Here is an 11,570-nt window from a genome sequence, read left to right on the forward strand (position 1 = left end):
ATAGTCTCGCTCTAGTCGTTTGGGCGCTTAACCGAAGAAGCTCTGGCCGTTCTTGGCCATTTCACGCAGCTTCGCAGTCGGGTGGTACAGCGGGCCCAAATCAGCGTATTGATCAGCCAGGGCAACGAACTCGGCCACACCGATCGAATCGATGTAACGCAGCGCACCACCACGGAATGGAGGGAAACCAATACCGTACACCAGGCCCATGTCGGCTTCGGCGGCGGTTTCAACGATGCCATCTTCCAGGCAGCGCACGGTTTCCAGGCACAGGGCGATCATCATCCAGTTGATGATGTCTTCGTCCGACACCTCACGCTGCTCGTAGATGACAGGCGCGAGTACTTCGTGAACCGATGGATCGGCCACTTTCTTCTGCTTGCCCTTCTTGTCGGCCTCGTAGGCGTAGAAGCCCTTGCCGTTCTTCTGGCCCAGGCGCTTGGCTTCGTACAGCGCGTCGATCGCCGAGCGGCGGTCGTCTTTCATGCGGTCCGGGAAGCCTTCAGCCATCACGTCGCGCCCATGGTGACCGGTGTCGATACCGACCACGTCCATCAGGTACGCCGGGCCCATTGGCCAGCCGAATTTTTCCATGACCTTGTCGATGCGCACGAAGTCCACACCGGCGCTGACCAACTTGGCGAAACCGCCGAAGTACGGGAACAGCACGCGGTTGACCAGGAAGCCCGGGCAGTCATTGACCACGATCGGGTTCTTGCCCATTTTCTTGGCGTAGGCAACGGTGGTGGCAACAGCCAGCTCGCTGGACTTCTCGCCACGGATCACTTCCACCAGCGGCATCATGTGCACGGGGTTGAAGAAGTGCATGCCGACGAAGTTTTCCGGACGCTTGAGGGCCTTGGCCAGCAGCGAGATGGAAATGGTCGAGGTGTTCGAAGCCAGGATAGTGTCGTCTTTGACCTGGGCTTCCACTTCAGCCAGTACGGCCTGTTTGACCTTCGGATTCTCGACAACCGCTTCGACCACCAGGTCGACGTGGCCGAAATCGCCGTAGGACAGCGTAGGACGAATACCGTTAAGCACTTCAGCCATCTTCGCGGCGGTCATGCGACCTTTGTCCACGCGGCCGACCAGCAGCTTGGCGGCTTCCGCCAGGCCTTGCTCGATGCCGTGCTCGTTGATGTCTTTCATCAGGATCGGCGTGCCTTTGGACGCCGACTGGTAGGCGATACCGCCGCCCATGATACCGGCGCCGAGTACGGCAGCCTGTTTCACGTCGCGGGCGATTTCGTCGTAGGCCTTGGCCTTTTTCTTCAGTTCCTGATCGTTCAGGAACAGGCCAATCAGGCTCTGGGCAGCGGAGGTTTTCGCCAGTTTGACGAAACCAGCAGCTTCCACTTCCAGGGCTTTGTCGCGACCGAAGTTCGCAGCTTTCTGGATGGCCTTGATCGCTTCAACCGGCGCCGGGTAGTTCGGGCCGGCCTGGCCTGCCACGAAACCTTTGGCGGTTTCGAACGACATCATTTGTTCGATGGCGTTGAGCTTGAGCTTTTCCAGCTTCGGCTGGCGCTTGGCCTTGTAGTCAAATTCGCCGCTGATGGCGCCCTTGATCAGGTTCAGTGCGGCTTCGGCCAGCTTGTCCGGAGCAACCACAGCGTCGACAGCACCGACTTTCAGTGCATCTTCAGCCTTGTTTTCCTTGCCGGCGGCAATCCACTCGATGGCGTTGTCGGCACCGATCAGGCGCGGCAGGCGCACGGTGCCGCCGAAACCTGGGTAGATGCCCAGCTTGACTTCAGGCAGGCCGATCTTGGCCGTGGCCGACATCACGCGGAAGTCGGCTGCCAGGCACATTTCCAGGCCGCCACCCAACGCGATGCCGTTGATCGCGGCGACGGTGGGTACGTTGAGGTCTTCGAAATCGCTGAAAATCTTGTTGGCTTCGAGGTTGCCAGCCACCAGCTCGGCATCGGGCAGCTTGAAGTTGTCGACGAATTCGGTGATGTCAGCGCCGACGATGAACACGTCCTTGCCGCTGGAGACGATCACGCCCTTGACCGAAGCATCTGCTTTGATGGTGTCTACGGCCTGACGCAGTTCGTTCAGGGTTAGACGGTTGAACTTGTTGACGGACTCACCCTTGAGGTCGAATTTCAATTCGACGATGCCACTTTCAAGAGCCTTAACCGTGATGGCTTTACCTTCGTAAATCATCAACTGATCTCCACGATATGGAAGCTGAACAGTACACACTGGACGCTGGCCTCTGGTTGGACATTGATGATTTGGTCAATGTTCACGCCAATCCGCCAGGCACACCCGCCAATGCGATAGTCGGGGTTCTGTATGAGCAGTCTGACAGACAAACGCTCAATTCATACGCCCGTTTGATTTGGGTACGCCACCTTCATCCAATTCCGGGCAATTGTCAATCGCTCCAAAGGCTAGGAAAAACGCGACTTTCCAGTCATTTCAGAACCCCAACCATAGGCCCGCGCCTCGTCAATATTCAAATATTCACGAAATCAATAATGGAAAAGATGTGGGAAAAGGCTGTACAGAACGAGATATCCGGCTAGGCTAGCCGCAACCGTAGCGCGCCGTGATGAACATCCGACGCGTGAAACACAGATTTACCGGCCTGCCTGGCCAACTCCAGCCCGATGATGATGTCGGGCTTTTTATTGCCCGCCGTTTCCCCAGGATCGGCGGGCTCCTACAGGGGGTTATTCCAGGCCGCCAGTGTCCGTATCAGGCCAGGGCCCTGAGCAAGGTATCGATGTCCTTCAACACGCTCGCCTCGCCCTTCTCCCCCCAATACAGGGCAATCATTTGCTTATCGGCCTCGACCTTGTAGACGTTGGCCGGCAGCGTTGCAAAATGCGGCAACAACTTCTCGTCCACGCAGACTTCGCGCCATTGGTTGACCCACACCCCTGGCTCCAGCTGCCAGTAACTCCAGATCGCCGGCGTGCTGCCCCGTCGTGGCCGGCAGTACTGCGCACACGGGCTGGGCGGCTCCTGCTTGAGCCAGTGCGGCCACTCCTGGGGCGCCAATTGCATGGCCAGGCCGATGCGGCGGGCTTCCATGCGCAAGGCCATGCGCCCGCTCTGATGGCGCGACGGGCGCAGCCATGCCAAGGGGCTCAGAACCACCACAAGGATTGACACCACTATCCAGACCGTCATATGTGTACTCCCGAATTTCTAGATGAGCGGATTTGATCTGACGCAACCCCATCCGCTTGAAAGCAGCCATACTGAACTTATTGCAGTCCCTCTGGAGGAACGCCTCATGCCCTACCAACATATTCTGGTCGCTGTCGACCTGACCGAAGAGTGCGACCCAGTGATCAAGCGCGCGCAGGAATCCGCAATCGCCAATGGCGCCATACTGTCGCTGGTGCATATCGTCGAGCCCATGGCCATGGCCTTTGGGGGTGACGTGCCGATGGATCTTTCCCAGTTGCAGCAACAACAATTCGACCAGGCCAAAGAGCGCCTTGACCGTTTGATTCTCAAATACCCGCACCTGAAAAAGGATGACTGCCACCTGACTTACGGCCAACCGCGTCAGGAAATCCACCACCTGGCCAAGGAAAAAGCTTGCGACCTGATCGTGGTCGGCAGCCACGGCCGCCATGGTCTGGCGCTGCTGCTGGGCTCTACCGCCAATGACGTATTGCACGGCGCACCGTGTGATGTGCTGGCCGTCAAGCTGGTCAAGGCCCCTTAAGCCCTACCAAGCTCCCACATTTTTTTGATCGCGTTTCATATAAAAAGCCCGGCGTTCATACGAATGAACGCCGGGCTTTTTTAATGCACTGGAATCAATCAGGCATCCAGCTCAGCCCAACGCTCCACCAGCGCTTCCAACTCCTGGTTCAACGTCTCCAGGGAAGCAATCACCTTGGCAGTTTCCGCCGCAGGACGCAGGTAGAAACCCGCGTCAGCCATTTCGGCTTCTACCGCAGCAATCTGCTGCTCCTTGGCGTCGATATCGCCCGGCAAGGCTTCCAGCTCGCGCTGCAGCTTGTAGCTGAGCTTTTTCTTGCCAGCCGGCGCGGCTTCTGCAACCGGAGCCGGCGCAGCAGCCACCGGAGCCACCACTGCCGAGTTCAAATCGGCCTTGCCGGATTTGCTTTCGGTGACGCCCAACAGGCGCGGCGAACCACCCTGGCGCAGCCAGTCCTGATAACCGCCCACGTATTCACGCACCTTGCCTTCACCTTCGAAGACCAGAGTGCTGGTCACCACGTTGTCGAGGAATGCCCGGTCGTGGCTCACCATCAACACGGTACCGTTGAAGGTCAGCAGCACCTCCTCCAGCAATTCAAGGGTTTCCACGTCGAGGTCGTTGGTCGGTTCGTCGAGGACCAGCAGGTTGGCCGGCTTGCTGAACAGCTTGGCCAGCAACAGGCGCGCACGCTCGCCACCGGACAAGGCTTTCACCGGCGTCCGTGCACGCTGCGGACTGAACAGGAAGTCGCCCAGGTAGCTGAGCACGTGGCGGCTCTGGCCGTCGATGTCGATAAAGTCGCGGCCTTCGGCGACGTTGTCGATCACGGTCTTTTCCAGGTCCAGTTGATGGCGCAACTGGTCGAAGTAGGCCACGTCGATCTTGGTGCCCTCCTCGACCTTGCCGCTGGTCGGTTGCAGGCCACTGAGCATCAGCTTGAGCAAGGTGGTCTTGCCGGTGCCGTTGGCGCCCAGCAAGCCAATGCGATCGCCGCGCTGCAGGACCATGGAGAAGTCCTTGATCAGGAACGGGCCGTCCGGGTGATGGAAGCTGACGTTTTCCAGCACCATCACTTGCTTGCCCGACTTCTCGGCGGTATCCAGCTGGATATTCGCCTTGCCGGTACGCTCGCGGCGCTCGCTGCGCTCAACCCGCAGGGCTTTCAGGGCACGTACACGGCCCTCGTTACGGGTGCGACGGGCCTTGATGCCCTGGCGGATCCAGACTTCTTCCTGGGCCAGTTTCTTGTCGAACAGGGCATTGGCGGTTTCTTCAGCGGCCAGCGCGGCCTCTTTGTGCACCAGGAAGCTGGCGTAGTCGCCGTTCCAGTCGATCAAGCCGCCGCGATCCAGTTCGAGGATGCGCGTGGCCAGGTTCTGCAGGAAGGAACGGTCGTGCGTGATGAACAGCACGGCGCCCTGGAAGTCCTTGAGGGCTTCTTCCAACCAGGCGATCGCGCCGATGTCCAGGTGGTTGGTCGGTTCGTCGAGCAGCAGCAGGTCCGGCTCGGACACCAGGGCCTGGGCCAGCAGCACACGGCGGCGCCAGCCACCGGACAACTCGGCGAGGGTCTTGTCGGCCGGCAGTTGCAGGCGGCTCAGGGTGCTGTCCACCAGTTGCTGCAGGCGCCAGCCGTCGCGGGCTTCGAGGTCCTGCTGGACGTGCATCAGCTTGTCCAGGTCTTCCTCGGTGACGCAGTGCTGCGCCAGGTGATGGTATTCGGCGAGCAAGGCGCCGACACCGTCGAGGCCTTCGGCAACCACGTCGAACACGGTCCGTCCGTCGGCCACCGGCAATTCTTGCGGCAACTCGCCGATCTTGAGGCCCGGCGCGCGCCACACAGAGCCGTCATCGGGCTTCTGGTCGCCTTTGACCAGCTTCATCATGCTGGACTTGCCGGTGCCGTTGCGGCCGATGATGCACACCCGCTCACCACGGGCGATCTGCCAGGACACCTTGTCCAACAACGGCATAGCGCCGAAAGCAAGGGACACATCGCTGAATTTGAGCAGGGTCATACGCTTCTCCAAAAACTGGGCGCGCATTCTACCTGAGTTGAGGGTGGGATGCGGCCAGCATTTTCATGGGCGACATGTTCTGTAGGACATTTCCCATCAAGCTGAACGAACCGGCCGGCAAAGCTTTCGCACGCGTCGGGCAAAAGGCTAAGCTAGGGGCAATCAGTGTCGGCGGTGCCGGTGCTAGTCGTGATTTCTCTGCACGGACGTCTCATGCGCAGTCGCCTTTTCAATTTTTTGTCTTGTCTGATTCTTTCCGCCACCGCCGTTCAATCCGCCCAGGCCGTGGACCTCACCACCCAACGTCAATATTACGATGAAGCCAAACGCGCTTTGGCCAAAGGCGACAGCGGCCCCTACATGCAATACAGCGCCGCCTTGGCCGACTACCCGCTCACGCCGTACCTGGCCTACGACGAGCTGACTGCCCGCCTGAAAACCGCGAGCAACGAGGAAATCGAACAATTCCTCGCCAAGAACGGCGACCTGCCCCAGGCCAACTGGATGAAGCTGCGCTGGCTGCGTTGGTTATCCGACCGTGGCGATTGGAAGACCTTTGAAAAGTACTACGACGCCAAGCTCAATTTCGTCGAGCTGGACTGCCTTCACGCTCAGTACCAGCTCACCCACAACTTGAAAGCCGAAGGCTACAAAAACACCGAAAAACTCTGGCTCACCGGCAAATCCCAACCGGCCGCCTGCGACGCCACCTTCGGTCAATGGGCCGCTGATGGCCAGCTCACCGAACAGAAAATCTGGGACCGCGCCAAGCTCGCTGCCGAAGCGCGCAACTACGCACTGGCCAACAGCCTGGTGAAAACCCTGCCGACCCTCGGCGCCCAAGGCCGCCTGATGGTGGACGTGGCGCAGAATCCCAACCTGCTCGGCGACCCGTCGCGTTTCCTGCCGGCCAACGAGGCCATGTCCGACGCCGTGGGCCTGGGCCTGCGCCGCCTGGCGCGCCAGGACCCGGACAAGGCCATGGCCCTGCTCGACGGCTACGCCAGCAGCATGCACTTCTCCCGTGACGAAAAAGTGTCGATCGCCCGGGAAATCGGCCTGACCCTGGCCCGTCGCTATGACCCCCGCGCCTTGGACGTGATGACCCAGTACGACCCGGAACTGCGTGACAACACCGTGTCCGAATGGCGCCTGCGCCTGCTCTTGCGCCTGGCCCGTTGGGAAGATGCCTACCAGTTGACCCGCAAGCTCCCACAGGACCTGGCCACCACCAACCGCTGGCGCTACTGGCAGGCCCGTAGCCTGGAACTGGCCGAACCGAAAAACCCACAAGCCCTGGTGCTGTACAAAAACGTGGCCAAGGAACGGGACTTCTATGGCTTCCTCGCCGCCGACCGCTCCAAATCGCCGTACCAGCTGACCAACAAGCCGCTGGTCATGAGCCAGGCCCTGATGAATAAGGTGCGCAACACTCCTGGCGTGCGCCGCGCCCTGGAGTTCTACGCCCGTGGCCAAGTAGTGGATGGCCGCCGCGAGTGGTACCACGTCAGCCGTCATTTCAACCGCGATGAGATGGTCGCCCAGGCCAAGCTGGCCTACGACATGAAGTGGTACTTCCCGGCGATCCGTACCATCAGCCAGGCGCAGTACTGGGATGACCTGGACATCCGTTTCCCGATGGCCCACCGCGACACCCTGGTGCGTGAAGCCAAGGTGCGTGGCCTGCATTCCAGCTGGGTATTTGCCATCACGCGCCAGGAAAGCGCCTTCATGGACGACGCCCGCTCCGGCGTAGGCGCCAGCGGCCTGATGCAACTGATGCCCGGCACCGCCAAGGAAACCGCACGCAAGTTCAGCATCCCCCTGGCCTCCCCGGCTCAGGTACTCGACCCGGACAAGAACATCCAGCTCGGCGCCGCCTACCTCAGCCAGGTGCACAGCCAGTTCAACGGCAACCGCGTGCTCGCCTCCGCCGCCTACAACGCCGGCCCCGGCCGCGTGCGCCAATGGCTGCGCGGTGCCGACCACCTGAGTTTCGACGTATGGGTGGAGAGCATTCCGTTCGACGAAACCCGCCAATACGTGCAGAACGTGCTGTCTTATTCGGTGATCTACGGGCAGAAGCTCAATTCGCCGCAGCCGTTGGTGGATTGGCATGAGCGGTATTTTGACGATCAGTAAGGCGTAGCCCAGACACAAAAATGCCCGCATTGAACGATGCGGGCATTTTTTATGGGTGATCAATCAGTGAGAGATGTGTTCTTCCACTCCATCACTGAACTGCAACGCCGCCAACCGCGCATACAACGGGTTGCTCGCAATCAACTGCTGATGCGTGCCCACCGCCACCAGCTTGCCCTGGTCCATCACTGCAATCCGGTCGGCGTGCTTCACTGTCGCCAGGCGATGGGCAATCACCAACGTGGTGCGCCCTTGCATCAGTTGCGGCAACGCTTGCTGGATCAGGTGTTCACTCTGAGCGTCCAAAGCGCTGGTCGCCTCATCCAGCAGCAGGATCGGCGCATCCACCAGCAACGCACGGGCGATGGCCAGGCGTTGGCGCTGACCACCGGACAGGCCCATGCCGCCATCGCCCAGATGGGTCTGGTAGCCGTCGGGCATTTGCAGGATGAAATCATGGGCGTGGGCGATGCGCGCCGCTGCCTGCACCTGTTCCAGGGTGGCCGTCGGGTTGCCGTAGCGGATGTTCTCCTCGACGCTGCCATAGAACAGCGCCGGGCTCTGGGACACCAGGGCAAAGTGGCGGCGCAGGTCCATCGGATCAAGCTCGGTCAACGGCTGGCCTTCCAGCAAGATACGGCCCTGCTGGGGGTCGTAGAAACGCAGCAGCAGGTCGAAGATCGTCGATTTACCCGCCCCGGACGGCCCTACCAGCGCCAGGGTTTCGCCTGGGTTGATGGTCAGGTTCAAGCCGTCGATCGCGTAGCTGTCCGGCCGTGACGGGTAGGAAAAGCGCAGGTCCTGCAGTTCCATACGGCCGCTGACGCGCTCCGGCAGCGGCACGGTACCGGTGGCGGGGGCTGTGATCTCGTTGCTCGATTGCAACAGCTCGCCGATTCGCTCCGCGGCGCCTGCTGCGCGCTGCAACTCGCCGAGTACTTCACTCAAAGTGCCCACGGAGGCCCCCACGATCAAGCTGTAGAACACGAACGCGGCCAGTTCGCCAGCAGAAATGCGCCCACCGATGACATCCATGCCGCCCACCCACAGCATCACGCCCACAGCCCCCAGCACCAGCATGATCACCAGGGTGATCAACCAGGCGCGCTGGAAGATGCGCTGGCGCGCGGTGCTGAACGCATCTTCCACCGTCACGGCGAAACGTTGCTCGTCCTGCACCTGATGGTTGTAGGCCTGCACGGTCTTGATCTGGCCAAGGGTCTCGGACACATAGCTGCCTACATCGGCGATACGGTCCTGGCTCAGGCGTGACAGGCTGCGCACACGACGGCCGAAGATCAGGATCGGCGCCAGCACCAGCGGCAGCGCCACCACCACAATGCTGGTGAGCTTGGGGTTGGTGACGAACAGCAGCACGATGCCCCCCAGCACCATCAAGCCATTGCGCAGGAACAACGACAGCGACGACCCGATCACCGACTGCAGCAAGGTGGTGTCGGTGGTCAATCGCGACTGGATCTCCGAGCTGCGGTTGTTCTCATAGAAACCCGGGTGCAGGTAGATGAGATGGTTGAACACCTGCCGCCGGATATCCGCCACCACCCGCTCGCCGATCCACGACACCAGATAGAACCGCGCAAACGTGCCCACGGCCAGGCCGAACACCAGGATCATGAACAGCCCGATGGACTGGTTGAGCAAATGCGGCGACTGGGTCATGAACCCCTGGTCCACCAACAAACGGATACCCTGCCCCATGGACAAGGTAATACCCGCCGTCACGATGAGCGCCAACAGGGCACCGAGGGCGTGCCAGCGGTAGGGTGCAATGAAGCGGCTGGCCAGGCGAATCGCACGACGTTGACGGACTGAGAACATGGAGGGCATCACCAATGAGGAACCTGTAAGCCTACATTGGGGGAACTTGAGTAAATAACAATGAGTCAGGTTAATTATGCCCGCCGATGCTGACCCCTAGAGGCTATCGGTCTAATGCCCGTCTGGAAATTTGTATCGGTTTCTGGTGGACTGGGTGTTCGAACCGCTGATTGTGTATGGAGTTGTAACAGCTCGGTCACGCGGGGGTTTTAAGGTAGGTACACAACCTGATGAGGAGACAGGCCATGACCTTGCAAAATAGCAGCGATGCCAAGATTGAAGTGATCCGCCAGCCGCAGCAGTTGCCTTGCTCCGTGATCGACGCCCAAGGCCGGGAAGTGCAGATTACCGAAGAGATGATCCAGCAAGCATGCCGCGAGCTGGAACAGCGACTGGTCAAGCCTGCCCAGCAAGGCTAACGTGCCCAAGCTCTTTCAAGACCGGCCCTGGTGGCCGGTTTTTTTATGCCCCCTGTAGGAGCAGGCTTGTCGGCGATGGCAACCGTAAGCACGCCATCGCCGGCAAGCCGGCTCCTACAGTGAGCGCATTACGTGCTGGTCAGAGCAATTCAGCGCCCAGGGCAGAGACGATCGACGACAGCACAGCGGACTCCCCATTGATGCGCACCTTCAAGCCGTCGATCTCGCGGCGCTCCGGATAGTGCTTGCGCAGCAGGTCAAACGCCTTGCGCTGTTCTTCCACGGTACCCACAAGGCTGCGGCGGAAATCCGCATCATCCCGGCGCGGGTCGTACACGCTGCGGCACAAGGTGGCCAATGCCCAGGCTGGGTCGGTGGCGGCATTCAAGTGCACTTCGGCCAGCCAAGGTGGCGGCAGCAAGTCGCTCAGTTGGAGGCTGGGTTCCTGGCCCAGGTGCGCACAGAACGCCTGATAAATCTGTGCAGTGCCGCGCTGTTTGCCGTCCAGGCTGTAACCGGCGATGTGCGGCGTGGCCAGCACACACAGGTCAGCCAGGTCGACGTCCACTTCAGGCTCGCCTTCCCACACGTCCAGCACCGCTTGCAGGTCCTCGCGCTCCAGCAACACCTCTCGCAGGGCGGCGTTATCCACCACCGGGCCCCGGCTGGCATTGATCAGCCAGGTGCCGGGCTTGAGTGCGTTGAGGCGCTGGCGGTCGAACAGGTGCCAGGTGGAGCCGTTGCCGGACTTGGTCAGAGGCGTGTGCAGGCTGATCACGTCGCACTGTTCGATGATCTGCTGCAGGCTCACATAATCGCCGTCTTCGGCGATCTGGCGCGGCGGGTCACACACGAGCACGTTCCAGCCCAGGCCCTTGAGCACCTTGACCAGACGCCCGCCGACTTCACCGGCACCGACCACCCCGTAAGTCCGTGTGTTGAGGTCGGCCCCCTCGATTTCTGCCAGGGTCTGCAAGCTGCCCAGCACATAGTCCACCACGCCCCGCGCGTTGCAGCCGGGGGCGCTGGACCACTGGATGCCAGCCTGTTGGAAGTAGTCGAGGTCCAGGTGATCGGTGCCGATGGTGCAGGTGCCGACAAAACGCACGCGGGTCCCGTCCAGCAAGGCGCGGTTGACGTTGGTCACCGAGCGCACCAGCAGCACGTCGGCCTGCTCGACCGTGGCGCGGTCGATGGACCGGCCGGGCACTCGGCGAATCTCGCCAAACCCTTCGAAGAATGCATCGAGCAGCGGGATATTTTCGTCGGCAACAATCAACATGGCAGGCTCCTTTCGCGGACTCGCAGTGTACAGGGATGCGACCTGCGTAACACCGCAGATGCCAGGCGCATGAAGCTTTGTGTGGGAGCGGGCTTGCTCGCGAAGGCGGTGTATCAGCCAACATGTCTTTAACTGACACTCCGCCTTCGCGAGCAAGCCCGCTCCCACAG

9 protein-coding genes are annotated in these 11,570 nt (G+C 60.8%); 4 read left to right on the forward strand and 5 right to left on the reverse strand.

Annotated features, from left to right (window positions below):
• Window positions 1-27: 27 nt before the first annotated feature.
• Complete coding sequence (gene fadB, locus ACVWVP_RS10770) at window positions 28-2,175, reverse strand: fatty acid oxidation complex subunit alpha FadB (protein WP_457405724.1); 2,148 nt, start codon at window positions 2,173-2,175, stop codon at window positions 28-30.
• A gap of 17 nt (window positions 2,176-2,192) precedes the next feature.
• Between fadB and ACVWVP_RS10775 the strand changes: the two genes are divergently transcribed.
• Entirely contained in the window at window positions 2,193-2,540 is a 348-nt protein-coding gene (locus ACVWVP_RS10775; RefSeq protein ID WP_457405726.1) for a hypothetical protein, read from the forward strand.
• Window positions 2,541-2,712: 172 nt separating this feature from the next.
• Here the strand turns inward: ACVWVP_RS10775 and ACVWVP_RS10780 are convergent, their stop codons facing one another.
• Window positions 2,713-3,150: a hypothetical protein gene (locus ACVWVP_RS10780; RefSeq protein ID WP_178921510.1), complete on the reverse strand. Its 438-nt coding sequence runs from the start codon at window positions 3,148-3,150 to the stop codon at window positions 2,713-2,715.
• Window positions 3,151-3,256: 106 nt separating this feature from the next.
• On the opposite strand from ACVWVP_RS10780, the gene ACVWVP_RS10785 reads away from it, so the two are divergent.
• Window positions 3,257-3,697: a universal stress protein gene (locus ACVWVP_RS10785; protein WP_178921512.1), complete on the forward strand. Its 441-nt coding sequence runs from the start codon at window positions 3,257-3,259 to the stop codon at window positions 3,695-3,697.
• A 98-nt stretch (window positions 3,698-3,795) separates the two neighbouring features.
• On the opposite strand, the gene ACVWVP_RS10790 is transcribed toward ACVWVP_RS10785, so the two are convergent.
• A complete protein-coding gene (locus ACVWVP_RS10790; protein WP_178921514.1) occupies window positions 3,796-5,718 on the reverse strand; it encodes an ATP-binding cassette domain-containing protein in 1,923 nt (640 codons plus the stop codon).
• A gap of 213 nt (window positions 5,719-5,931) precedes the next feature.
• On the opposite strand from ACVWVP_RS10790, the gene ACVWVP_RS10795 reads away from it, so the two are divergent.
• Window positions 5,932-7,860, forward strand: coding sequence for a transglycosylase SLT domain-containing protein (locus ACVWVP_RS10795; RefSeq protein ID WP_457405729.1), 1,929 nt, complete (start codon window positions 5,932-5,934; stop codon window positions 7,858-7,860).
• Window positions 7,861-7,923: 63 nt separating this feature from the next.
• Here the strand turns inward: ACVWVP_RS10795 and ACVWVP_RS10800 are convergent, their stop codons facing one another.
• A complete protein-coding gene (locus tag ACVWVP_RS10800) occupies window positions 7,924-9,708 on the reverse strand; it encodes an ABC transporter transmembrane domain-containing protein (protein ID WP_259173449.1) in 1,785 nt (594 codons plus the stop codon).
• A gap of 236 nt (window positions 9,709-9,944) precedes the next feature.
• Here ACVWVP_RS10800 and ACVWVP_RS10805 point away from each other — a divergent pair, with 236 nt between their 5' ends.
• Window positions 9,945-10,118 (forward strand): PA1571 family protein, encoded by a 174-nt coding sequence (locus tag ACVWVP_RS10805; protein WP_053136589.1) that lies wholly within the window; start codon window positions 9,945-9,947, stop codon window positions 10,116-10,118.
• A 139-nt stretch (window positions 10,119-10,257) separates the two neighbouring features.
• On the opposite strand, the gene pdxB is transcribed toward ACVWVP_RS10805, so the two are convergent.
• Window positions 10,258-11,400: a 4-phosphoerythronate dehydrogenase PdxB gene (gene pdxB / locus ACVWVP_RS10810; RefSeq protein ID WP_259173451.1), complete on the reverse strand. Its 1,143-nt coding sequence runs from the start codon at window positions 11,398-11,400 to the stop codon at window positions 10,258-10,260.
• Window positions 11,401-11,570: the final 170 nt, after the last annotated feature.

The sequence above is a fragment of the Pseudomonas sp. TE24901 genome, from assembly GCF_054058375.1.

Coding starts and splice junctions, on each gene's coding strand:
- fadB (WP_457405724.1), bottom strand. CDS start 2,175: ATGATTTACGAAGGTAAAGCCATCACGGTTAAGGCTCTTGAAAGTGGC.
- ACVWVP_RS10775 (WP_457405726.1), top strand. CDS start 2,193: ATGGAAGCTGAACAGTACACACTGGACGCTGGCCTCTGGTTGGACATT.
- ACVWVP_RS10780 (WP_178921510.1), bottom strand. CDS start 3,150: ATGACGGTCTGGATAGTGGTGTCAATCCTTGTGGTGGTTCTGAGCCCC.
- ACVWVP_RS10785 (WP_178921512.1), top strand. CDS start 3,257: ATGCCCTACCAACATATTCTGGTCGCTGTCGACCTGACCGAAGAGTGC.
- ACVWVP_RS10790 (WP_178921514.1), bottom strand. CDS start 5,718: ATGACCCTGCTCAAATTCAGCGATGTGTCCCTTGCTTTCGGCGCTATG.
- ACVWVP_RS10795 (WP_457405729.1), top strand. CDS start 5,932: ATGCGCAGTCGCCTTTTCAATTTTTTGTCTTGTCTGATTCTTTCCGCC.
- ACVWVP_RS10800 (WP_259173449.1), bottom strand. CDS start 9,708: ATGCCCTCCATGTTCTCAGTCCGTCAACGTCGTGCGATTCGCCTGGCC.
- ACVWVP_RS10805 (WP_053136589.1), top strand. CDS start 9,945: ATGACCTTGCAAAATAGCAGCGATGCCAAGATTGAAGTGATCCGCCAG.
- pdxB (WP_259173451.1), bottom strand. CDS start 11,400: ATGTTGATTGTTGCCGACGAAAATATCCCGCTGCTCGATGCATTCTTC.